Below are 23,681 nucleotides of genomic sequence, written 5' to 3' on the forward strand. Positions count from 1 at the left end.
GGGAAGGGGCGGCATGAGTGGCATTCATCCAGACGAGCCATGGCGTTGGGCAATGACCATATATCGGGTTGGTCATGAAGGCGCAGATTCGTCAGCAGACGATGCAGCCTATACCCGGACAGATCTTCGTTCCTGTCGCACACCCCCAATGCGCAGAGCTCAGGATCCTCAGCACGGCGGCGTGGCGTCGGCGGCGGTATTTGGACAGAAACAACCGATCCGGTTGTTTGGAGAATTGAGATCGCGACTTGAGCGGAAAGCTGCATTTGCGTAGCATTGAGCGAGAAGGCGATTGGATTTGCTGAGGAATGGGTGAATTTCGGAATATCGGTTAGTCTGTTGCGGATATTCAAGGCATGATATTGTCCGTCCAGATACGAGATAATGGCGTCCTGTAAGGGTTATGACCGCTTCGGTTTCTTCTGCTCGCTGACCGTGCGCCGGTTCGGGCTATTCGTCCCTCGTCGCGAGAGTCTCGCAATAACAGGGAGTACCCCAATGGCATTTCATGGATCGCTCCGTTCAGGACGGCGCTATCTCCTGTGCGCCACGGCCATTCCGCTTCTTCTCCTGGGGGCATGTGCCGATGGCGTCGGTTTCGACATAGGCGCGGGCGGCGGACAAAATCCCTCCGGCCCCTCCGGCCCGGGTGGTCCAACCGGCCCCACTGACCCGAGTGGTCCTGGCGGTCCGACTGGTCCCGGTGGTCCGTCCGGCCCCACTGATCCGAGCGGCCCTGGGGGCCCGACTGGTCCTGGTGGTCCGACTGGTCCTGGTGGTCCGACTGGCCCTGGGGGCCCGACCGGTCCTGGTGGCCCGACCGGCCCTGGTGGCCCGACCGGCCCTGGTGGCCCGACCGGCCCTGGTGGCCCGACCGGCCCTGGTGGCCCGACCGGTCCTGGCGGCCCGACCGGCCCTGGTGGCCCGACCGGCCCTGGTGGCCCGACCGGCCCTGGTGGCCCGACCGGTCCTGGCGGCCCGACCGGTCCTGGTGGCCCGACCGGTCCTGGTGGTCCGACTGGTCCTGGCGGCCCGACCGGTCCTGGTGGCCCGACTGGCCCTGGTGGCCCGACTGGCCCCGGTGGTCCGACTGGCCCTGGTGGTCCGACTGGCCCCGGTGGCCCGACTGGCCCTGGTGGTCCAACCGGCCCGGGAGGACCTACTGGTCCATCCGCGCTTAACGGGCCGATCGTTGGTGGCAATGTCGGAAATGTCACGGTTGGTGGTCCCAGCGGCTCCAGCACGCTGGTCGGCGTGAATGTGTTGCCGGGTTCGTCTTCATCGACAGGCGTTCTGGCGACCGTCGATGTCCTGACCGACGAAGGCACCGTTGCGCAGGTCACACTGCCTACCACCACTGAGCAGGTCCAGCAGGGTCTCGCGCCGGTTGGCTCCTTGACGGGCGCACTGCTGGGGGATCAGGTGGGAGGTGCTGTAACACAGCTCACCAATGGTCTTTCACCTACCGTGGCGGCCGTCACATCGACCGTCGACCAGGTGACTGGGCCGCTCCTCGATACCGTGAACGGTGTCCTGGCGCCGGTGACCGGGCAATTGATTGGCGACAACGGCGCTCTCGCACCGGTGACGGGGCTCGTCGAGAACCTGGTCGGCGGACTGACTGGCACATTGCCGGGGAGCCCAACCGATCCGGCGGGCACGCTCAATGGTCCCTTGATTGGTGCCAATGCCGGCGGCAATTCGCTGACCGGGGCAAGCACCGCCGATACGCTGGCAGGAGTCAACCTGCTGAACCCGACGGGCGAAAATGCGGCCACGGGTCAGCTCGTCACGGTCGGCGTGCTCTCGCAGGGAACCATCGTCGATGTTGCGCTGCCAACCACCGCGGCAGGCGTTGAGGCGGGCCTTGCGCCCGTCGCCAACCTGACCGGAACATTGCTCGGCTCCCAGGTCGGAGCAACGGTCGGTCAGGTCACAACCGGTCTCGCGCCGGTCGCCGCCGCTGTCACATCGACTGTGGACGGCGTGGTCTCGCCGGTCCTTGACGCCGTCAACACCCTGGCTCCTGTCCTGAACGGCGCTACCGGCGGATCGCCGCTTGCACCCGTGACGGGTATCGTGGGCTCCGTCCTTGGCGGCGAGGGTGCTGGAACGGGATCGGTGCTTGCACCTGTGACGGGTGTCGTCAGTTCAGTCCTCGGAGGAGTTACGTCCGGCGGCGCGACTGGCGGTGTGCTTGCGCCCGTGACTGGCGTTGTTGACTCTGTCCTGGGGGGCGGAACGGGCGCCGGTTCGGTGCTTGCTCCGGTCACTGGAGTTGTAAACTCGGTCCTGGGCGGTGACGCCACTGGCGGGGCGGGCTCGGTCCTGGCACCTGTAACGGGGGTCGTGAACTCCGTCCTTGGTGGAGATGCCACCGGCGGTGCGGGCTCGGTCCTCGCCCCGGTCACCGGAGTTGTGAACTCGGTGCTGGGCGGTGGCGCGACAGGTGGAGCGGGCACCATTCTCGCCCCGGTCACTGGTCTCGTCAATTCAGTCGTCGGTGGCGCCACTGATGGTTCGGCCGGAGGCGTTCTGGCTCCGGTGACCGGCGTTGTCGGCTCTGTGCTGGGAGGAGGCACGGGCTCAGGCTCGGTTCTCGCTCCCGTAACGGGCGTCGTGAGTTCGGTGCTTGCACCGGTCACGGGCGGCAGCGGCACGGCTGCGCCGGTCACGGGCCTTCTCGGAGGTCTCCTCAAGGGAGGAAACTGACATTGAGCGCCGTCCGGCCCTGCCCCAATTTTGGGCCGGACGATGCTCATGAGCCATCGCTGCTTCACGCAGACACAGCGGTGATGGCCGGGGGGCGAGGGGACAGGCGGGTCGCACTGTCCCCTCGGCCTTGAATTGGAAAGGCGATGATGATGTCGCAGTCTTGCATGAGGTGCGTAGTATGAAAGCGGTCGAAAAGGAGAGCAGGCATTATCTCCTCACGGTTCGTCTGAATAATTATTCAGCACTCTGTGCAGCCTATGGCGACGAGTTGGCCAACAACGCTCTCAAGCATGTTCGAAGAAGTCTTGAGCGCCATCTCGGCAAGGTTCTGATCGCAGCGGTTGAGAGTGAGGCGCTGACAGTTCTGGCGGAAAACAGGCTCCTTGAGAGCTATTCCCCCGACGAATTGGTTGAAATACTCTGTTCCATCACAAGCGCCGAGCCCTTTCGCTGCGCCGATGTGGACGTCCTGCTTGACATATGCGCGGCCTACAGACCTGTCGATGCCTCGACGACCCCTGAGGACTTCGAGCGCCTCCTGGCCGAGGCTACTGCCGAACTGGAATTTGCCCATCCGCGTTCCATTGCTACCTGGCGTAGTATGTCGGCCAAGGAAGAGGCGCGTTACCGTGCGGACATGGCTCGCTCTGTCGCTTTGCTGAAAGCCATCAGGCGCCGGACAGCATTTTTAGTATGGCGGCCGATCGCCGATCCCAACGACCGTGGCCGCATTCTCTATTATGACGGCAGATTGCGGCAGGCCAACGGAAGCGGTCAGCAGGTGGAATGCGACACTGCGGTCACAGCATTTGAACGTCTTGGCCTCTCTCATATCATCGATCTCCAGCTTGTTTCCGACGTGCTGGACGAGCTACAGGCCGACCCTCTGGCGCGGTTGTCTATTCCGGTGTCCGCGAAGAGTCTGAGCGCCAGTCTCTTTGGCCGGGAAGCGGGATGGAATGAAATCTTCACGCGGTTGCATCGCGATGCAGCGCTCGGTCCACGACTGATCCTGGAGGTCGCCGACACGAGTGACTTGCCTTCCGATATCGAGCTGGAGCCTTTTCTCGATCGGATTCGAGCCTTGGGCGTTCGCCTGGCCGTCGGCCGTTTCGGCGGTCTTGCATCGTCGATCGAGCAGCTTATCGGCATTGCGCCGGACATCATCAAGATCGACAGCGGCTTCCTCCATACCGCCCATCAGTCTGACAGAAGCCGTGCGCGTGTTGGCCCGTTGCTTGACCTCGCTCGGACTGTGGCGCGCATTGTCGTGCTTGATGGCGTTGCCTCGTCCTGGCACCTGTTGTTGGCGCTCGATGAAGCTGCTGAATGGGTGGCCGGATCCTATGTCGGCGGAACCAGTATTGGCCGCGACTGGGTCAAGGCCGATTATGGGGATGCAGTCGCAGGCCTGAGCAGCTTCAATCATGCCTTCGGCGATTATGGCAGCGGGCCGCGAAACGGGCATCACACGACACACTAGTTTTTTAGGGGCATTTTTGCGTTTACGCAAAAATGCCCCTCCGACCGGCAGGATCGCCCGCGATGTGCAAGGCGATCAGCATAAAGAATAGAAGAAAAGGGGATCAGACCCAATGTTCAAGGCAGAGACGACATTCAGGCGGTTCATGCAGAAGGGCCTGATGGCCGCCGCGTTGCTGGGTGCGGCGGGCATGACGGCAGCCCATGCCGCGCCCTATGGTCCTTATGCAAGCACGCCAGGGGAGGCCTCGCTGGGCTCTTCGCTTGATTCAGCAACTACCGCTCCGGTAGGCGATCGCGCGGCGATGCTGCAATCTCTCGACGCTCTTCCCACCGCTGCAGAGCGTGCAGATGCGCTGGGGCAGTTGTCGGCGCGTAGCTATTCCCTCTTACCCCGCCTTTCGATCCAGTCCATGGACTCGGCTGATCGCGAAATCCGCAGCTATCTTGTCGAGCGGCGCAATATCGCTTCGAGCGCGAGCGCGGATGTGCCGGTCCGCGGCGATCGCACCATCAACATGATGCTGGTGGGGGGGCTGAAGCAGGCGACCTACAAGGGCCGGGTCGACCGGCCGGAAGCGAAGAGTGATTCACGTTCGGTCCGCTTCGCCATCGATGTGAGCCCGATTGAGAATCTCATCGTCGGTGCGACCCTGGGGATCGACGGAATCGATGCGAAGCTGGACTCAGGACAGAAGCCCCGGATCACGGCGTTCAATACGAACATCGGACCCTATGCGAGCTTCAATAACGGCAAATTCTACATCGACGCGACGGCGGGCTATAATTTCTCCGAGTTCAAGCTGCGGCGCCAGGTCGGCTGGACGGGCTTTTCCGACAGGATGCGCGCCAATGTCGATGGCGATGGCTGGCATGCGACAACGGAAGTGGGCGCCATGCTCCGCGCCGCCAATATCAAGCTGCAGCCCTTTGTCGGCCTGCAATATCGCTATGCCGACATTGGCGGCTTCATGGAAGGTGGCGGGGCCGCATCGCTCGAAGTTGCCAGCTATCGCACCAAGTCCCTGCGGGCGAGCGTCGGTGCGCGCGCGTCGGCCACGATCGACACGGGCCGCTGGGCGATCCGGCCGTCAGTAGAGGCTCAGTATCAGCGGGAACTTCGCAGCCAGCCCGACAGCCGCATCGAAGCCCGCTTCGTGGCCCGCGACCTCGACATCTTCACGCTCAATCCGACACGGCTGGCGCGCAATGCGGCGTTGCTGAGCGCAGGAGCGTCGGCGACCTATAACAGCCGCACGACCTTCCGGCTGGGCTATACGGGAGAATTGAGCTCGGATCGCAATGTTCATGCGGCAGTTCTTTCGGTAAGCCGACGCTTCTGATGGGGTGAGCGGGGCAAAAACAACCGAAGCGAACGCAATTGCGCGCGATGTATGCGCAATGTGGCGCTATGAGGCGGGGAAAGGCGATAGCGGGAGCGTTCCATGGCTGGATTCATGAAGGACATATTGGAAACGCTCTCCTATGATCCGGCCCCCATGCGCCAGGTGGCAGCACGGGAGGACGCGCTGAGCCGTCTTGACCAGCGGCTTGCCAATGTCGCAGGGGCTGGATCCGATGGGCGTACTACCATCCGTATCCAGCCGGGCGAATGTGTCGTCTGGGATGGAAATCCGCGGGACCAGCCGGGTCTGACGGCGGAAAGCTGCCAGTCGCTGATCGAGTCCATAGCGCAGGAAGGGGGAAACCGGATCCCCGTGCTCGTCCGCATGAACGGGGCGGACGTGGATCGGCCTTATGAGCTGATCGTAGGCAGCCGGCGCCGCTTCGCGATTGACTGGCTCAACCATAATGGCCGCCCCGAACTGCGCCTGACGGCGCTGGTTGTTGATCTGTCCGACGAGGAGGCGTTCCGGCTCGCCGATATCGAGAATCGAGAGCGGGCAGACATCACCGAGCTCGACCGCGCGCGCAGCTATCAGGCTGCGGTGGATCGCTTCTACGGGGGCGTTCAGTCCCGCATGGCCAATGCGCTTAACCTTTCGAACAGTCAGTTGAGCCGTCTGCTCGCGCTTGCCCTGTTGCCCGAGGAAATCGTGGATGCGTTCGGTACGCGCGCGGAACTTCGGGTCAGGCATTCGGAAGTCCTGACACCGCTCCTCAAAAGGGTGGAGCAGCGCATGCGCATGCTGGCGGAGGCCCGGCGGATCTCCGCGGAGCAGCAGGAAAGGTCGGTCCAGGGGGATCGGCTGCTTGCACCGGCAACGGTTCTGGCGCGCCTGCGGGAATCGGTCGCCAGCCCTGGGCAGGATGAGCCGCGCGACATCGAGATCATTGCTGGAGGCGAACGGGTTGGACGCGCCAAGCCGGCAAGGGGCGGGGGCGTCCAGATCGATCTCAATGTGACCGAGGAGACGGATCTGGACGAACTGCTTTCCCGCCTTCGGGCCACGATCGTTGCCGCACGGGCTGGTGGAGGAGGAGAGGGAGAGCAGGTGGCCTCTGAAGAGGCGGCAGCCTAGAGCATTTTCCAGGCAGATGGCATCATCTGCTGGCTCGCAAAATGCGGGAAACAGCAGGCAAATGGAGCATGGTCCGAGTCAGTCTGATCGGACGATGCTCTACCTCCGCTCGATGGCGGCCCTATCATTTCGTCTGCCCGCTGAGATGATCCAGGATGACCTGCTCGACATCGGGACTGATGAGCAGAAAATCGCGCCGGCCATCCTTGTCGTCGGGTATGCGGCAGAGGACCTCATTCTTGACCATTCGGTTGATCAACCGAAGGGCAGTCGTCGTTGGCATGCCCGATGCGATGCAGGCGCTTGAAACAGAGACGGTGCGTCCTTCGAACTTCGCGAGCAGAAGGTCGAGCAGCATGTGCCAGGCCGGGTCGCCGAAAATCTCGCCGCCGATCAGTTCCCGCCTTTTGAGTTCCGCGCGCAATTGCGCGCGGATATAGTCTGCGTCAATGGGCACCGCACGGCCGTGGGCCTGGACGGGATCGTCCATTTGTTGCGCGAGGCGTTGCAGTTCGGAACTCAGTGAGGAGATCTTGTTGAGGAGCGTGGAGCGGCTGGCAGGGGTGTCGTGAAGGCCGCTGACGCGCAGGATGGATCGCCTGAGGTCGTCCCTGCTGACCGGTTTCTGCAGGAAATCCGCGATAGAGGCGCGCATCGCGCCGACGGCGACATCGACTGTCGCATGGCCGGTGACCATGATGAAGCGCAGGCTCCGATCCTCTTCCTCGGCCCGGGAAGTCAGTTCCTGAACCAGGGCAAGGCCGTCGCAGTCAGGCATGCTGTAGTCGACGATGACAAGTGAGATGTGTTCGTCGTGCATATGGACGAGGGCCTCTTCGGCCGAGCAGGCGCTGACCGATGGATAACCAAGCATATCGAGCATGAAGGCGCACTCGGAGGCCCACTCACGATCGTCATCGACGATCATCACGGTGCCGATATGCGGAAGCTGCGCCTTGGCGCTATCAGGCAGGCCCAGATCCTCCAGCCGCGCACGTGGCACAGGCCTTTCTTTAGCCTCCCATCCATTCATCCGGATGTTCATTTCTGTAAGCCCCATACAGAAAGGTTATCAAGTCGCCAAACCTTGATGAACCTGAACAATCAGAATTGCAATAGCTGCGATTGCTTCAGAATCGGGGCGCAATACTGCTTTTTTGCGTATACGCAAAAAAATGACCGAGATCACGAATAGTAGAATGGCCAACGAAAGCATGAGCACTGCTCCAACAGGGCCAAGCCATGCAGCGCCGGCTGCCATAAGCTTGATTTGGCCGCCAGAAAGGAGGCGCAGCTTGCAGGTCCTGCGCATATAGGCGATCGCGCCGGCAAGAAGGAGCAGAATGGCGATGCCTGCGGCAAGCGAGACGATCGCACCACCCAAGCCCCGAGAGGTCAAGGTGAAGGCGATGCCCGCCGCGCCGAGCAGGAGGTAGAGCCAGTTCGGAACATTACGCTGTTCCCACGCCAGGACGATGATGGGAAGCAGGATGAGAATGAGTGTGGAGATCGCGATAAGCTGCACGCCCGTCATTCAGTAGCTCCCGTTAGTAACGGTAGTCGTCGCACTGATGGGACTTGGTGGCATGGGTAGGAAGCTATAGTCGTAGAGGGCGCTTTCGCTGATGTTATAGGTAACTTTCACTTTGAAAGTTTCGACAGAATCTCCGGTCGTAGCCTCAACTTTTGCGCCTTCGCCTGCAGCCAGCAAAGGACCATAGGCATTGATCACCGCATCGGCGCGATTTTTCGCCAATTCTTCCCGTTGGGAGATGGAAATGCCAGCAACGGCGGCACGGGCGCCTTCTGCTGCAGCCTGTCTCACGCCCATTACGGCCGCAAAATAGAAGGAGTAGAGGACAATGATGAAAATGAGTGCGAACAACGCTGGAGCTATGAGAATGAACTCCAGCGCTGCCATGCCCTTCTCGCAACGAAGAAGTCGTCCCGGAAGATGAGATTTTCTGCTCACGAGAAGGCTCCTACTTATCCGGCTGCCGGACCTGCCTGAATCTTGTCGAAGAGACCGCTCATCGTGTCTTGCAGGCCGGTCCGGAGGGTTGGCGTCAGCGCCAATATGGCGGCGACGAGAATGGCGCCCATAACGGCATATTCGATGGCCGCGAGGCCGCGCTCATCCTTTTTGAACCGTGCGATGAACTGACGCGCTGACTGCATCATGATGGTTATCCTTCCAATAAGCCCCCTCATTGGATGGTCGATCGGATGGGGCGTTAATCCCGATCGCCAATAGCGAAATTTAGACGAGGACCGGAACCCCGCAGCGGGCACCTGTCACCCAAACTCGCGCATTCCCTAGCTCGAGGCCGAGTGCGGCGAGCAGATTGTCCAGGACGGGGCCTACAAGCCCGTCGAGCAGGCCGGTTAAAAGCGGCCTCAATAGGTTTCCGGCGAGCTGGAGAAGTGGCGTCAATATATTGAGCGAAATGCCAGCGACGCTCGGTTGGATGTCGAGGTTGGTGACGAGCGTGCTAATTGTTTGGCCGAGTAGAACCTTATTGCTTTTTGCATAGGGAGTGCCGGTGATTTCTGCGCTTTGCGCTGAGCCAGGCGTTCCAATTTGTGGATTGCCGCTGCCGCGAGGGCCAAAGGTCACCGTAGTGTCGCCGCCGGTAACTGGAAGAGCAACGGCTTTGGCCGTTATGCTGGTGAGGGGAATCCCCAGCAGCTTGGCATTGAGGATCGTTACGGGCGTGACGGCAGCGGGATCGATATAGGGCATGGTGTTGTTCACGGCATCTGCTCGCACCTCGCCGACATAGGCTGAGATCAGCGCCGGAGAAACGGTGACGTCAACCTGGGCGTCGCGGGCCTGTTCGCCTGTTTGCGCGCAGCGTATCTCCTTGATGGTCGCATTGCTATCTCCGATGCTGATGAGCACCGGGATGTCGTTTGCAAGGTCGATGCTGACGCCCAACAACCTGAGAATACCGAGGAGGCCGGAAGAAATGCCGGTATCGACAAGACGAACCTTCAACTGAAGGCGCGAGACGGAGGAGCTGACACTGGTTTCACCGGCAGGCCCAAAGGAGAAGCGGGGTCTGTTCGTCGGGGTGCTTCCTATGATGGTCAGTTTGACGGTGCTGTCGGGAAAGGCCGCGCCCGTTAAACTGGATAAGTCGAGGGAAGAAGCGCCCTTAACCTGCGCTGCATAGGTCAGGAGTTGATAGGCGTTCAGACCTGCGCGCAGCCCGGGTTGGGCGTTAGCCTCGCCAACAGGCATGTTCTTCCAGACACCAAGGCCAAACAGGCCATGCAGATCGATAACCCTATCGGCTGACACTGATCCTGCCAGGCTCGCGAGAGCCTGGGATGTTACGCCGTCGGAAGACGCTTGCGCCGCAGACAGGAGAAGATCCTTCATGCTGGCCTTTTCCTCCAGCACTCTCCCATAGGTGATGTCGGCCTTGGTTCTGCCAACCCCATTCACAAGGCCCAGATTGACCGCCAGGCGATCGAAGAAATTGCCAGCATCGACATTATGCTGCATCATCGCGATGACTTGCTCATCTGTGAGGGCAAGCGTTATGCCAAGAAGTTGGCCGAGCAGTTTGTTGACGCTCTGCAGGAGGCCCCCCACGAGCTTGGTGCCGTCTGTTCCAAGGATATTTCCCGTCGTGGCAATACCGGCTTCATCGAGACGGGCGGCCGTGGCAGTTGCGGCGAGCTTAGGAATGGGATTGAAGCTGCCAAGCACGTTGGTCAGGAAGCGCGTACTGTCTTTCGTGGCTGTGACGCGGACAGCATTGGCCTGGGGATCCGTTGAAATGGAACCGGGACAATTGGCCGTGGGCCCGATGAATCGCGCTTTGGGATCTGCGATATTCTGGTCAGCACAATAGCGCCCGAGTTTGACATCATTCGGGTTGATAAGTCCGGGAAAGCCATTTTTGCCGAGATAGTTGTTGGCGCGATTATAGGCATCGTTCGGGTTGACTGCCGCGGCGAGCGCAGCGGCCTCCGTGGCGGTGCGGAGCTGTTGGTTCTGAACATAATAGAGCCCGACATCGAGTGCGAAACCGGCAGCCCCAATCAAGGGAACTGCAAGCGCTGCCACCATCGGGGTGACAGCAGCTCGCTCGTCGCGCCAGAATGCGAGGAGCCGCCGCCCCATCATCGGGCGTTCGATCCACCACTGGAATCCGGCTTCTCGAGCATCTTGCCGATCGACCCAAGATATCGCCTGTAGATGGCCTCCGCTGCTGAAGCCTCGAGGCGGATATCCTCCTCGGACCGCGGCTGCGCGCGCAATTGCCATTCGACGACCGACCGCGCCTCGCTCTCGATGGGCAAGGGGGCTGGCGGGGCAGGGGTTGCGGCCGGAGCAGCGGCGAGAATGAAAAGTGCCAGCATGGATCAGCTTCCTTTGCCTTGTGCTCGCGGGAGAGACAGGTGAATGCGTTCGACCTCGGCCAGGAGCGTCTTGCGCAGATTGGCACGGACGTCGGTATCGCGGATGCCCTGGAGGGCCCGGTTGGCCTCCGCGCGCTGACCGGCGGCGAGAAGGGCGAGAATGAGATTGTTGCGGATGACTTCGTCGCCAGGGGCCAGATCGGCAGCACCCTTCAGGGCATCGACCGCCTCGCTGTATCGTCCGACGCGTAGAAACGCATAGCCAAGGGCATTGCGAATGAAGGGATCTGCCGGGCGGGCTGTGCGTGCGGTCTGATAGTAAGCGGTTGCGCCGGTCCAATCATTCCCGGCGGCCGCGACATGGCCACGGACGGCGCTAACTGTACCATTCCGGTCGTCCGGAAGGGCCTGCGCCAAGGTGCCGGCTTCCTCGACTCTGCCGAGGTCAAGAAGGCTGTTCACGCGAAGGATGCGTGCTTCAAGGTCGTGGGGATAGCGCCGTTCGAAGTCATCGAGATAGGCGAGGGCTGCCCGGGGTCGACCATCGATCCGTGCCTGTTGGATGAGCTGAAGGTAGAGCGGGCGGGTCGAAGGCACATCGTCTGGCGCCCGCGCTGCCTGGAGCGGCGCGCTTAGGGCGAGCGCAAGGATAGGAAGAATAGCGCCTTTCATTGGTTCATGCCCCGCAACGTATCGAAGATTGTCACGACTGGTGGCCCGGCGAGGACGATGAAAAGCCCGGGCATGAAAAAGACGATCATGAGGACCACCATCTTGACGGTGATCTTGCCCATTGCCTCGCGTGCCCGCGCGACGCGCTGCTGGGTAAATTCCCGAATGAACTCCCGAAGGGCGGGGGCCAGTTCGATGCCCTGGAACAGGGCCTGGCGGAAGAGCGCGGCAAGCTCACGCGCTCCCTTGACCGCGACGCGTGAGGCCCAGCGGTCGAGCGCTGCCTCATAGGTCATCCCGCGATCGATATCGGCAACAAGGTTCGCGATGAGAACGGCATGGTTGGGAACCGCTACGATTTCATCGCGCGCGATCGAACGGAAGCATTGATCAAGCGACACGCCGCTTTCGAGCATCATCAGCATGAGGTCGAGGAGGAAGGGGAACTCGGCGGTGATTTTGTGGGCGCGGGCGGCGGCAAAGATCTGCAGCACCTGCTTGGAGGCGATGAAGGCTAACCCGGCACCGATCAGTGGCAGGATGGGCCGCGCGAACAGGCTTCCCCAAAGGACATGGCTCAGGAGCAGAAGGCAAAAGGCCGTGCCAAGCGTCGCGCCGAGGCGAATCCATACGAAATGTTCGACCGCGCGGGGGCCCTGGAAGCCTGCCAGCCGCAGCTTGTCCTCGATCTCCGTTCGATCGCGGCCCTTTGCGGAGATGAAAGCCGGCAGCCGGATGGCCCGCCGCGGCTCGCGGGTCTCACCGACACGGGCGGACAGGCGCGCTTCCAGACGCTGTTCCGCCAGAAGTGCTTTACCGCCGTGGAATGCCGCCACGAGGCCGGCGAGCGCCAGGGCCATGCAGAGGAGGGCGAGCGCGCTCAAAAGGAGAGCCTCATCATGCGACGCATGACCATGACGCCCGAGCCTTGAAGAACTACAGCGGCAAGTGCGAGCGTATGTCCTCGCGGATCATGAATGAAGAAAGCCGGATAGGTTGGATTGAGGGAGAATAATACGGCGACAGCAACAAAGGGTATGGCGATCAGCACACGTCCGCTGACCCGGGCTTCGGAGGTCGCTGCCAATAGATCGCGTTTGATGCGGATGCGTTCGCGCAGGATGTTCGACAGGTTCTGCAGGATCGTCGTGATCGAACCGCCAAAGCGGCTGTTGGTCCGGATCGCGGCGGCAAGCATGGAAATCTCGGCGATATGCAACCGGTCGGCCTGTTGCTGCATCGCTTCGGCAACCGGAGCGCCCAGTTCAAGCTTGCGCGCAACGGGGCCCAGGAAGGAACGGACAATCTCCGGCGCTTCGTGAAGCGCGCGCTCGATCGCCTGGCTAAGGGAGCTTCCGACCGTCTGCATCTGGCGAACGGCATCGATATAATGCGGGAGCGCCTCGATCAGCGCGGATGTCCGCTGATAGGCTCTGTGCCGGATCCAGAAGAGCAGGACGGCGGGAGGGGCCAGGAGGAGCAGGAGCGCGACGACAGGACCGGCGAGCAGAAGCGCGAACAGGGCCACGAGGAGGAGGACGCCAGCGGCGATGCCGAGCGCGCGCATCGTGAATTCGACCTGCGCCTGGGCGAGCAACGGCGCCAGCATCTCGGGCACCGTGACGGGCGCCAAAAGTGGCGAAGCCGTCGGCGCCCGCGCGGCAATGCCGTTGAGGCGCCGGTCCAGTCTCGCCTGGTTCCGGCGCTGCTCGGTCAGGACGAGATAGCCTATGCCCGCCAGGACCAGGAGCCCCAGGATCAGGAAGGCGACGCCGCTCAGCACAGGCTTTCCCCAACGGAACCAGGAACATAGTCCTTGAGGCGATGGGCGAAGAAGGGACGGGGCGAGAGCGTGCGGAACTCCCCCTTGCCCGACATGGGAGGCTGCTCGTCGAAGCAGAACAGTTCGTTGAGCGAATAGGCTTCGCCTTCCAGGCCGGTTACCTCCACGATCGAGACGATGCGCCGGCTCCCATTGGCGAGGCGCTGGATCTGGACGATGATGTGAACGCTGTTGGCGATGAAACGGCGGATCGCGCGAACGTCGTTCTGGAGGCCCGCAAAGCCCAGAAGCATCTCCAGCCGGGCGAAGGCATCGCGCGGCGTATTGCCGTGCAGGGTCGCCATCGAGCCGTCATGACCCGTCGACATAGCCTGCAGCATCTCGACCGCTTCGACGCCCCGGACCTCTCCCAGGATGATGCGATCAGGACGCATGCGCAGCGCGTTGCGGACCAGTTCGCGCGCGCTCACCTCGCGGCTGCCGTCATGATTGGGCGCCCGCGTTTCCAGGCGGACGACATGCTCCTGCCGCAGCTGCAGCTCGGCTGCGTCCTCGATCGTGATCAGCCGCTCATGATCGTCGATGAAGGTCGAGAGCATGTTGAGAAGCGTCGACTTGCCCGCGCCGGTGCCGCCGCAGATGAGAATGTTCAGCCGGGACCGCACCGCTGCTGCAAGATAGGCCGCCATGTCGGCGCTCATGGCCTGCCGTTCGACGAAATCCTCGATCGTGCGCGCCTGCAGGCGGAACTTGCGGATCGACAGGAGCGGGCCGTCAAGCGCAATGGGGGGGATGACGATGTTGACACGCGAGCCATCGGGCAGCCGGGCATCGACATAGGGCGATGCCTCATCGACGCGTCGGCCAATAGGCCCGACGATTCGCTGGATGATGTTCATGACATGGGCGTCATCGCGAAAGCGGGTTTCCACCTTTTCAAGAAGGCCTGCGCGTTCGGCGTAAATGGCGTTGGGTCCGTTGACGATAATGTCATCGATGGTCGGATCGCGCAGCAGTGGCGCAAGCGGGCCAAGGCCCACGACCTCGTCTTCGACATCCTCGATCAGCAGCAGGCGCTCGGCTGAATTGAGCGCGAGCTGCCCGCGCCGGCTTCTGCTGGTGATGACGAGTTCGATTTCTTCGCGCAGGGCGCGGCGTTCGAGCGATTCGGCCGTATTGCCGCGCGCTTCGAGCTGCTCGATGACCTGTTGGCAGGTCTGGGCCTTGGCGGCCTGGTAGCTGTCGCTCATGCGCTGGGCGGCCGAGGGCGCGATGGTCGTGGGACGCGCGGTTCCCGGGGTTCCCGCGACGGGAGCGGTTTCTTCGGTGAGAAGGCTCATGGCCGGCGCTCCAGCTTCCGCAGGACGCCGCGGCGCAACTGCTGGATGGCGCCGAGCGCACCCTTTGCCTGATGAGGCCGAGCGCCACAGGCCCGGCGAAGGGCCTGCTGATAGGCGCCCCCGTCCGGGGCGATCCCGAGCGGCTGTCCCGCGTTGAGGGCATTGCGGCTTTGCGCGCGATCGACCGGCAGGGGCATCATGGATCCCGTGCCCAGCGCATCGGCCATGCGGCGCCCGTCGAGCAGCACTGTTGGCTGATGATCCCAGACAAGCAGCCGCATCCGCTCGAGCGTGGCGTGATCGGGGCTGATGCGGTCGAGGAGACGACGCGCGGCCTCGAGTTCGCGGATCGACTGGGCGCAGACGATGTCGACCTGGTCGGCAAGAAGCGCCAGTTCGCGCAGCAGGCCGCCGTGACGAAGGCTCCCCGCGCAAAAGACGACTTCGCTCGAGCAGGCCCGCAGCAGCCGGACGAGCGCCGCGATATCGGTAGGGGCGATGCCCGCGGGTTCCGCTCCGGTGCCGCCATCGAAGGTAAGCAGTCCAAGACCGCTGGCCGCGTGGCGGGCGAGCGCGCTGGAAAGCAAGCTTGCATCGAGACGCTCGATGTCCGCGATGGCAGAAGCCAGGCCATAGGTCACGTCGAGGTCGAGATAGGCCGCAGCGGCGCTGGTCGGGAGCGAGCAGTCGATCAGCAGGCTGGGCTGGCGGTCCGCGCTCCGGATGAGCGCCATGTCGCTCGCCACCATGGCGGTTGCTTCCTGATCGACCCCCAGGACCAGCGTGAGCCGTCCCCCGGTGCTTTGCTGGGCGATCGTCGCGTTGAGCAGGCGGGACAGAACATTGGCGATCTCCGCCCCTTCAGCGTCGCGCGCGATCACATCCTTGGCGCCCGCCCTGACGGCGTGCAGTATCTGTTCGCTGTCCTGTTCGTCGGTCGCAAGCACGATCGAGCGGCCCGCCGCCTGATCCGCAACGGCGCTGATCGATGCGGCGAGGGACCGGTCGGACGGGAGCGCCGAGCGGTCCATCACGATGACGCCGGGGCGGGTGAGAGGCTCGGCGTCGAGCGACTGGACCATCCTGACATCAACGCGTTGCCCCATGGCATCGCCAATGCGCTGGGCCAGCATCCGATCGATGGAGAGCAGCAGGATTTCGGCCATGTCAGCGCCTCACCACGCCGAAGGGGGCGGCATGTTGTTCAACGCCATCTGCTCCAGTGACCATGTCGGCGAGGCCCGGATCGACCGACGCCGTGGCGCTTCCCGGCAGCGGCGGCGCATCCTTGGCATCGACAGGCCCAACCAGGCGCGGCGTGGCGACGATGATGAGTTCCTGCCGTTCCTTCTGGGTCTGCTGGCGCTTGAAGAAGGCGCCGAGTATCGGCAGGTCGCCGAGCAGCGGTGTTTTCTCCTTGGAGACGTTGCTGCTGCTGTAGCTCAGGCCTGCAATGACGAAGCTCTGGCCGCTGCCCAGTTCCACCGTGGTCTCGGCCGATCGCCGTCGGATGCCGGGAACGACATAGCCCTGAAGCTGGACCCCGTTATTATAGTCGAGCTCGCTCACCTCTGGTGCGATCTTCAGGACGATGCGATCCTTGGAAAGCACAAAGGGGGCCACCGATAGACGAACGCCAAATTCCTTGTACTGGATGGAAATGGTGCTGCCGGCTCCGCCCGACGATTGCGGAACGGGAACCGGGAATTCGCCGCCCGCAAGGAAGCTTGCCTGTTCGCCCGAGCGCACGAGCAGCGTGGGCTGCGCCAGAAGCTGGGAAAGGCCATTGGAGGAGAGCGCGCTCAATACGGCGCCAATGCCCCGATTGGGCGCGGAAAGGAAAAGATTGAACGCGTTCTGGATGGGCGCTGTGGATTCGAGCGACAGATTGGGCGACATGGAGTAGCTGCTCAACGTGCTGGGCGAGACGATCGCGCCCTGCAGATCGCCGCTCAGCTTGGAGAAGTTGAAACCAAGGGCCTTGAGGGTCGACGCGGAAATGGCCGCAAACTGGACGTCGACCGCGACCACCTGCTCGCCGCGGGTCGAGAAACTGGCAGGAAGAGCCTTGAGATCTCCGCCAGTCGAACCGGCAGCTGCGACCACGCTTACAGGCGTTTGGGCGATCAGGCGGCCGTTGATTCCATAGACATTGACCGTCACCTCGCCAGGACCAATGCCCGTGATGCGGAGCGACTTTGCGGACGGGGCGGCGACCGACACGACGCCTTCCTTCTCGATCGCGATGCGGCCGATCGGCGATGGATAGGAGAAGGTCCGCTGTTGCCGGACAGAGATCGTTTCCCCGTCTTGCGCCCAAGCGGAATTGCTGGCCAGCAGGGGAGCGGTAAGGGCCATCAGCCCGGCGATACGCCAGTTGTTCATCGCGCAGTGCTCCCGGAATAGATGACCTCGCGGCGGTCTCCCACGAGCAGTTCGATGGCGTGCGACGGCTGCCGCGCAGCGCGTTTGGGCTGCGCGGCAGCGCGCGGTGGCGGTGCTGTCGCGTCGCGCTCGCCCGGTGCGGCGAGCGAGGGCCTGGAGGTCATCGCGGCCACGGCGACCTTCTGATCATCGATGGGATTGCGAAGCGAAAGATAGAGGCCTCCCGTGCTCTTGGCGAGCGACAGGGTCGAGACCTGTTCGGGCGTGAGGGCAAGGGTGACGGTGCGGGCGGGAGGCTGCGGCGTGCTCTGCTGGCCGTCGGGGCCGGTCTTCTGGTTTGTCCCGACCACAAGCTCGCCGACAGCGAGGACCTGAACCATCTGGAGGAGCGTTTCGGCGCGGCTTCGGCCCATCCCGCGTGCGCCGCTGATGGCGTCGGCGCCCGGATAGATCACCTGGACATCGACGCGGTCTCCTGGCCTTACCAGCCCGGCCACCGCGATTTCGGCGGTGGTGTCGATGCTGACCGCGCGCATGCCGATGGGCACCCGGATAGCCAGCTTCGTCTCAGCGCCCACTGCGTCGCGCGCCACAAGCATGTTGGCTGCGATGTCACGCGTGGCGACCTTGCCGATCACTTCGGGGGCTGTCGCGGCATAGGGATAGCGCTGCGGATCGCCTGGCCTGTTGCGGACCATGTCCGCGGTGATTGTCTCTCCGGTCCTGATGGGCCGCACGGCCGAGAGAAATACAGGCGACGGCGCCGTTGCCGCAGCTTGGCGGGACGGACTGGCAGCCTGTGCCGGAGACGGCGGTGTGCGCGTCAGCTCCCTGATGCCGAGGACCAGAAAACAGGCCGCAACCATCAGCCCGACGAAAACCGTCACTCTAGCCCGCATTCCCAGGCGCATTCGGCCCCCCTTTGCGCATACGCAAAAATCCGCCCGACGGGCATGAATATTACGAATCAATAGAACGGTCGCCGTTCAGCACGGTTAAGTAACCGTTCAGCGCAGAATCAGGGAATGGAGATGGAACCATTTTGATTGTAACGCCGGAATTGCGCAAAAATGACGGTCATTCCATGGGAGTTGCGTATATAGAAAGCATGATTGCGTCCGGATGCTATATGACCGTTTCCCAATCCTTGACGTTCGGGACATGAAAATGGGTATTGGGGAGCATTCATGCCGTTCCTGTTGCAAGCTGGGGCTTTTCAAGGTCACGGCTTGGACATCCCTCTAAACCTGAGCATTGAAGGCCATTTTTCTGAAAAGCGGGCTTGATATCCTCCTGATGATCGATGACGGGGCGGCGGCTGTCGAACTCGCGGAATTCCTGCGCCTTCTGGGCCATAGCGCAACGGCGTGGGAAGCGTGGACCGAAGACCGTTGCTTTGATCTGGTCATGGTGGATACCGCTGACCAGGGAGATTGGGAGACGCATCTTGCGATCGCCGCTGCAAGAGGCGTGTCATGGGCCATCCTTCTGGTGGATGACGGAACCGATATCCCTGCCGTGAGGAACGTTGGCGGCCTTCGCGTCATCGGAACGCTGATGAAGCCGTTGACGCCGGTTCGCGTCGCTGCCTTTCTCCGGAATTACGGGAATGGGAGCGATGGTTCTGTGGGCCAGCGGGCCGGGGACGGCCCGGTTCGAATGCCCGGACGGTTCATATTCCGGACGAAGCATGCGCTGAGGGGGGATGCTGTTGTCGGCTATGAAGCAGTGGCATGGCAGGAGGGCGCAGGCGCCTCGCCGGATCATGACAGCTTTGCAGGGACCATCTGGGCGGCAGAGGCGGCCCTTGGCCTTGCCGGTCGCCTTGCCAGGGCGCGAGCGAAGGTGCCGGTTGCCTTTTCCTGCTCGGCGGCCATTTTCGCCGACGCGCAATTTGTTCGCGAAATGCAGCTGCTCACGAGATATGCGCGGGTGGATCCCGGTGGCCTTCTTGTGGACGTCGCGCTCGCCACAAGCACGCTTCGTGCCTTGGACCTGAGCGAGGCGGCGGAGCGCTGCGCGGCAGCTGGATTCCATGTCGCGCTGGGCAGGCGCGGTGAAGCCGCTGAGAGTTGGGAGCCGTGGACCATGCTTTCGCTGAGCGAGATCAGGCTGGATGGCTGCGGCGCCGCCCTGCCGCCTGGGGAGGAACGCGCGCTACAGCGTGAAATCGTGGCGTTGTGCCGGCAGCGGGGCATCAGGACGACAATCGGACGGATCGATTCGGAGGCGGACCTGCGGGATGCTCGCGACACGGGCGCCGATCAGGGATTGGGAGCCTATTGGGGCGCGCCGCTGCGCGATGTGATCTTGTGAGGGATGAGCTGCGAACATGGGGCGCACCGCGCGGCGTCTATCTGCCCGTCCTGACCTTTTCCGTTGTTGGCATTGCGGGCACGGCGCAGTTCCTCCCTGCCCTGACGCCGCTCGGGGCGGCATGCGCGGGAGCCTTGATGGCGCTTCGCCGCCGGCTTTGGCCGCTGATCGGTATTGCGTGCCTTGGTTTACTCATGATCATGGGCCTGGTCGCTCGCGCGCCAGGCCATCACTGGTTCCTTGTGGCCATGCTCCTGATGGGGGCACTCCTGCCCTACAGGAGGATGCCTGCGGCCGTGTTCCTGCCGCGGCCCGTGTGGGCGATCTGCCTTGGGGGCGCCATGGCATCCATTTGCCTGTCGGTCAGCGTGGGGCCGGACCATGCCGCAGCCCTGATCGCTCTGGGCAACGTCCTTGCTGGGGCCTTGGGCGCTGCATTGGTGAGACAGCTTGCATTGTCCAATGGCGGCTTCCCCGTAGCCAGGGACATGAGCGTTCTTGACGTCTCGCGAGATCTCCTTCTGGGGCGGGTGACCAGCGGCATGCTTCATGACCTGGCGCAACCGCTCAACGTCATCTCCATGGCTAACGGCAATCTGGGCTATATCATGGAAAGTCTGGAGATGCCGCCTGCGCAGCGAGCGCAACTTGACGAAAGATTGAACCGGATCGCCGCGCAAACGGAGCATGCGGCCTCCATTCTCAATCTGTTCCGCTGGTTTGGCCGCGACCGGGAAGGGGCGATGCTGAACGTCAAGAGCGCGCTGCAACAGGCGGTGGCCGCCACGCGCTCGAATGTTCGCCATGGCGGTGTCGGAGTGCGCCTGGGCGGCGATGCGCTCGATTATCCCCTTGCCGGGCGGCATGGCCTGCTGGAGATGATGACGGTCGCGGCGCTGTTGAGTTCATTTGGAACATTCGTGCTGGCCGATGGAAGCAAGATCAAGGGTCTCGTCCATGTCCATGCCGAACTTAGCCCGTCATTCATCGTGATTGCTATCTGGTGCGAGGATGAGACCGCAAGGCCTTGCCCTGCCGGTCCGATCGACCAGACAACCTTATGGCTGCTCGAGCAGATTGCGCGCGCGGGCGACGGCGATTTCCGCCGCGCGCCGGAAAAGCATGGCCTCGCTCAGTTCACGATCCGGCTGGCGCGCGACGACATCTGATCGGCATGGCCCGTTGCGGGTAGCTCGATCGCGAGCAGCGCGCCTTCGTGCAAGGAGGGGCGAAGGCTCACATTGCCGCCCGCGCGAAGAATGATCTCGCGCGTGATGAAGAGCCCGAGCCCTGTCCCTTCATCCGCTTTGGTGGAGAAGAAGGCGTTGAAGGCGGCCTCGGCATGGCGGGGGCTTACGCCCGCGCCATTGTCCGCTATGATACAGGAAACAAGGCCGTCGCAAGTCGCTACGGAACATGTGATGCGTCCTGTTCCGGTCCATCCTTCGCGCCGCCTGCTGACGATGCTGTCAGCGGCGTTTTGGAGAGCGTTGACGAAAACCTGCTCCAGCTCGACCGGCGACATGATGGTGCAGTGCCTTCCATCTTCTATCGAGAAATCGAGTTCGATCGCGCGCTCTTCCAGCAGGGGAGCCAGAAACGCGCAGGATCGGCGCAATGTTTCTGCCACGTCCAGTTCGGCTTCCGAGTTTGCGCTGGTGCGGCCATAACTGAGGATCTGCTCGATGATCGCCGTGGCGCGGATCACCTGCTCGGCGATGCGCTCCGCCCGCTCCGCGATCTGGCCTGTGCTTCTGTCGGACCTGTCCGCTCTGGCGAGCATGAGGCGCTGGCTCTCTGCCGCCACCGAGATTGTAAACAGCGGTTGGCGCAGTTCGTGGGCGATGGCCATGATGCGCGCGCCAAGGTCGGCATGGCGCGCCCGCTGCGCCAGCGCCATGGAATAGTGGCGCTGATCGCCGCGGTGGAGGAGGATGCCGGATTCCCATCGCCATTTTCCCGTCCGGCAGCTCATGGCGAGTAGCATTGGCTCAAAATCCGGGCCTGTCCTGGCGCGGAATGTGAGGATCGTGTCGCCGCGGCCCACGCTTTCGATCACTCGGCTCGCGTCGGCGGGATGAATCTGCAGGCTGCCTGGGTGTGAGGCAGCGTCTTCGCAAAAAACGAGCCTTCCCGCGTGCGCATCGAAGCAAATGCCCGAAATTGATCGGAAGGCGGGCGTCCCGGAGGCGTCCACCAAGGCGCCGCGATTTTCCTCATAAGCCACCGATCCGCTATCCTGTGCGACCGCGTTCCCTGCGGCATTCTCTCCGGGCAGGAGCGAGGCGGGCGTAACCTCTGCTCTTGCCTCCAGCGCGCGCGCGAGCTGGCGGCTGTACAGCTGGAGCAAGAGGGCCAGGATCAAAAATGCCGGGAGGGTCAGACGCTCGCCGATGAAGGCGAAGGTGAGGGCAAGCTTGTCATCGACCGATCTCGCCAGGGCGCCGACCATTATGTCGAGGATGACAATGGTGAGGATGTTGATGATGGCGGCAAGAGCAGCGATCGGCGCGAGATAGGCCGTCTCCCCGTCAGGCGAAATGCGCTTGTCTTGCAAGGCCGCAGCGACAGCCAGATCCGCCACGGCCGCTCCCAGTGCGAAACCAGCCGCCCAACGCAGCGCCTCTTCGAGTGGCGCCCAGCCTGCGACGAGGATGACTGGAAAAATCAGGCAGCACGCCAGGAGGGTCGCATCGGCGGATTGGCGAACCCATTTACGCAATCCGTGGGCCACCAGAAAAACGCAGGCCGCGGCCAGGGCCTGGAGGCCGCCTGCCCATTGCATGTGCGCGAGCGCAAAGGCCGCGAAGATCAGCAGCATCCGCGGCAGCGCCCAGTGGCGTTTGAGGAGCCAGGCCAGGAAAAACACCAGCGTAGCGGCGGGCGCCCGGCCGAATATGGGTGTCAGGCTCAGCGTTGCAATGAGAATGACTGCCAGACATATGGACGCGCGGCGTCCAGGAAGAGCCGCGAGGTTGCCACCAGTTAAATGCTGAAACCGCTCAAGCATTCGAAGCGTCCGGGGCAGCCAGCATTCGCTGCAAAATCTCGATGAACGCGCGTGGTTGCACCGGCTTTGAGAGCAGATGATATTCTTTGTGCGCGAGGGTGACCTCCGGCCGCATGGAATCTCCGGTCATGAACACGAAACCGTAGGCACGGGTGGATAGGTGCGGATGTCGGGCAATAAGCTCGAGGATTTCCAATCCCGATTCTCTTGCAAGCCTGACATCGCAAGCAATCGCCCTGAGTAAGGGCGCGCTTTCGAGCGCCGCCATGGCGGCCGGCAAGGATCCGGCCCCAATGGCAGGGATATCAAGAAGCGAAAGCATGGTGACAAGCTCATCGACGATCTCCGGCACGTCATCGATGATGAGCACCAATGCTTCGTGCGGCAGGGTCTCATTCATATTCCGATCCTTTGCGAAGGCCGAACCATCCGTGCCATCGTCTAGGGCAAAGTGACGCGCGTTTACAATCACATCTCCCCGTCATTGCGGGTTGCCGTAGCGTCTCGACGCAATGGAAGAGGGCGGTCGCGCGCGCAGATTGCCGCGCCCGGGAAGGGAAAGCCTGGCAGACGAACCATGCTCTAAAAGTTATGGGATTCTCGATATGCTGAGCGAGAAGTCGGATCCGGAGCTGCGGCTGGCACGATGTGCATAAGATCGGCAAGGAACGGGCATAGTGCTGGCAATAATGGGCGAGCTGGGGTGAATCGGGTGTGCTGACCGGCCATCAGCTGCGGCTCGTTTATGCAAGGTTAAGGTTGACCATGGCTATCCTGGGTTAATTTCCTCTTGGGACCGTTTTCGCCTTGTCCTCTCGAGCCGGTTGGCGATAGGGGGCGGGAGGCTATCTCGAGCAAAGAATTTCTGTTGAAGATCAAGGCTGTCGGAATTGTATCGGGACCAGGACGACCTCTTAACCATGTGCCGGACACGTGCGGGTTGGACGCGACGAGGCCGGTTTGAAGGATGAAGAAGCAATTGGAAGGCGGGCTATTCGAGCGGACGGTGCGCTGGTTCTTTTGCCTTCAAGACGAACGACAGATGGGCGTGACCGACCGCGGAGCGCTGATTTTCTCATGAATTTTAGCGAGTGAGGCGGATGGGAAGTGCTAATCGCCCT

Annotated in this window: 21 protein-coding genes; 6 read left to right on the top strand and 15 right to left on the bottom strand. The window is 62.6% G+C overall.

The annotated features are described in order from the left end of the window. The first annotated feature begins 1,254 nt into the window (after positions 1-1,254). The 4 genes from IZV00_RS19460 (at position 1,255) to IZV00_RS19475 (ending at position 6,680) form a co-directional block, all read left to right on the top strand. The gene (locus IZV00_RS19460; RefSeq protein WP_196227719.1) at positions 1,255-2,712 is read left to right on the top strand and encodes a beta strand repeat-containing protein; all 1,458 of its coding nucleotides are present in this window, start codon (positions 1,255-1,257) and stop codon (positions 2,710-2,712) included. Between the two features lie 181 nt (positions 2,713-2,893). Continuing rightward, on the top strand, positions 2,894-4,198 hold the full coding sequence (locus tag IZV00_RS19465; RefSeq protein WP_084694449.1) for an EAL domain-containing protein: 1,305 nt from the start codon (positions 2,894-2,896) through the stop codon (positions 4,196-4,198). Positions 4,199-4,310: 112 nt separating this feature from the next. Continuing rightward, positions 4,311-5,540 (top strand): autotransporter outer membrane beta-barrel domain-containing protein, encoded by a 1,230-nt coding sequence (locus IZV00_RS19470; protein ID WP_044663504.1) that lies wholly within the window; start codon positions 4,311-4,313, stop codon positions 5,538-5,540. 102 nt (positions 5,541-5,642) lie between these two features. Then, complete coding sequence (locus IZV00_RS19475; protein WP_044663503.1) at positions 5,643-6,680, top strand: ParB/RepB/Spo0J family partition protein; 1,038 nt, start codon at positions 5,643-5,645, stop codon at positions 6,678-6,680. Between the two features lie 124 nt (positions 6,681-6,804). Here IZV00_RS19475 and IZV00_RS19480 read toward each other — a convergent pair whose 3' ends face one another. The 13 genes from IZV00_RS19480 to cpaB all read right to left on the bottom strand — a co-directional run bounded on the left by IZV00_RS19480 (position 6,805) and on the right by cpaB (position 18,145). Then, positions 6,805-7,683: a response regulator gene (locus IZV00_RS19480; RefSeq protein ID WP_230463495.1), complete on the bottom strand. Its 879-nt coding sequence runs from the start codon at positions 7,681-7,683 to the stop codon at positions 6,805-6,807. Positions 7,684-7,752: 69 nt separating this feature from the next. Further along, positions 7,753-8,214: a hypothetical protein gene (locus tag IZV00_RS19485; protein WP_196227533.1), complete on the bottom strand. Its 462-nt coding sequence runs from the start codon at positions 8,212-8,214 to the stop codon at positions 7,753-7,755. Next, a complete protein-coding gene (locus IZV00_RS19490; protein ID WP_196227534.1) occupies positions 8,215-8,601 on the bottom strand; it encodes a TadE family protein in 387 nt (128 codons plus the stop codon). It lies immediately after the preceding gene. Between the two features lie 65 nt (positions 8,602-8,666). Further along, positions 8,667-8,861 (bottom strand): Flp family type IVb pilin, encoded by a 195-nt coding sequence (locus IZV00_RS19495; RefSeq protein WP_099185159.1) that lies wholly within the window; start codon positions 8,859-8,861, stop codon positions 8,667-8,669. A 79-nt stretch (positions 8,862-8,940) separates the two neighbouring features. Beyond that, on the bottom strand, positions 8,941-10,818 hold the full coding sequence (locus IZV00_RS19500; RefSeq protein ID WP_267253127.1) for a pilus assembly protein TadG-related protein: 1,878 nt from the start codon (positions 10,816-10,818) through the stop codon (positions 8,941-8,943). Next, complete coding sequence (locus tag IZV00_RS19505; RefSeq protein ID WP_196227536.1) at positions 10,815-11,054, bottom strand: hypothetical protein; 240 nt, start codon at positions 11,052-11,054, stop codon at positions 10,815-10,817. The genes IZV00_RS19500 and IZV00_RS19505 overlap by 4 nt, the downstream gene beginning before the upstream one ends. A gap of 3 nt (positions 11,055-11,057) precedes the next feature. Next, on the bottom strand, positions 11,058-11,726 hold the full coding sequence (locus tag IZV00_RS19510; protein WP_196227537.1) for a tetratricopeptide repeat protein: 669 nt from the start codon (positions 11,724-11,726) through the stop codon (positions 11,058-11,060). Then, positions 11,723-12,586, bottom strand: a complete 864-nt coding sequence (locus IZV00_RS19515) for a type II secretion system F family protein (RefSeq protein WP_230463496.1) — start codon at positions 12,584-12,586, stop codon at positions 11,723-11,725. The genes IZV00_RS19510 and IZV00_RS19515 overlap by 4 nt, the downstream gene beginning before the upstream one ends. Positions 12,587-12,606: 20 nt before the next feature. Beyond that, a complete protein-coding gene (locus IZV00_RS19520) occupies positions 12,607-13,509 on the bottom strand; it encodes a type II secretion system F family protein (RefSeq protein ID WP_196227539.1) in 903 nt (300 codons plus the stop codon). Then, entirely contained in the window at positions 13,503-14,849 is a 1,347-nt protein-coding gene (locus IZV00_RS19525) for a CpaF family protein (protein ID WP_044663495.1), read from the bottom strand. Before IZV00_RS19525 ends, IZV00_RS19520 begins: the two co-directional genes overlap by 7 nt. Further along, complete coding sequence (locus tag IZV00_RS19530; protein WP_044663494.1) at positions 14,846-16,015, bottom strand: AAA family ATPase; 1,170 nt, start codon at positions 16,013-16,015, stop codon at positions 14,846-14,848. Before IZV00_RS19530 ends, IZV00_RS19525 begins: the two co-directional genes overlap by 4 nt. 1 nt (position 16,016) lies before the next feature. Further along, entirely contained in the window at positions 16,017-17,234 is a 1,218-nt protein-coding gene (locus IZV00_RS19535) for a type II and III secretion system protein family protein (protein WP_196227540.1), read from the bottom strand. Then, entirely contained in the window at positions 17,231-18,145 is a 915-nt protein-coding gene (cpaB, locus tag IZV00_RS19540; protein WP_196227541.1) for a Flp pilus assembly protein CpaB, read from the bottom strand. The genes IZV00_RS19535 and cpaB overlap by 4 nt, the downstream gene beginning before the upstream one ends. A gap of 343 nt (positions 18,146-18,488) precedes the next feature. On the opposite strand from cpaB, the gene IZV00_RS19545 reads away from it, so the two are divergent. Continuing rightward, positions 18,489-19,550: an EAL domain-containing protein gene (locus IZV00_RS19545; protein ID WP_048574863.1), complete on the top strand. Its 1,062-nt coding sequence runs from the start codon at positions 18,489-18,491 to the stop codon at positions 19,548-19,550. After that, entirely contained in the window at positions 19,547-20,719 is a 1,173-nt protein-coding gene (locus IZV00_RS19550) for a hypothetical protein (RefSeq protein WP_048574864.1), read from the top strand. The genes IZV00_RS19545 and IZV00_RS19550 overlap by 4 nt, the downstream gene beginning before the upstream one ends. On the opposite strand, the gene IZV00_RS19555 is transcribed toward IZV00_RS19550, so the two are convergent. After that, entirely contained in the window at positions 20,683-22,560 is a 1,878-nt protein-coding gene (locus IZV00_RS19555) for a sensor histidine kinase (protein WP_082165917.1), read from the bottom strand. The genes IZV00_RS19550 and IZV00_RS19555 overlap by 37 nt on opposite strands. Further along, positions 22,553-22,960 carry a response regulator gene (locus tag IZV00_RS19560; RefSeq protein WP_048574866.1) on the bottom strand — a complete coding sequence of 136 codons (408 nt, stop codon included), beginning with the start codon at positions 22,958-22,960 and terminating at the stop codon, positions 22,553-22,555. The genes IZV00_RS19555 and IZV00_RS19560 overlap by 8 nt, the downstream gene beginning before the upstream one ends. Positions 22,961-23,681: the final 721 nt, after the last annotated feature.

The sequence above is a fragment of the Sphingobium sp. Cam5-1 genome, from assembly GCF_015693305.1.
Lineage (GTDB): Bacteria > Pseudomonadota > Alphaproteobacteria > Sphingomonadales > Sphingomonadaceae > Sphingobium.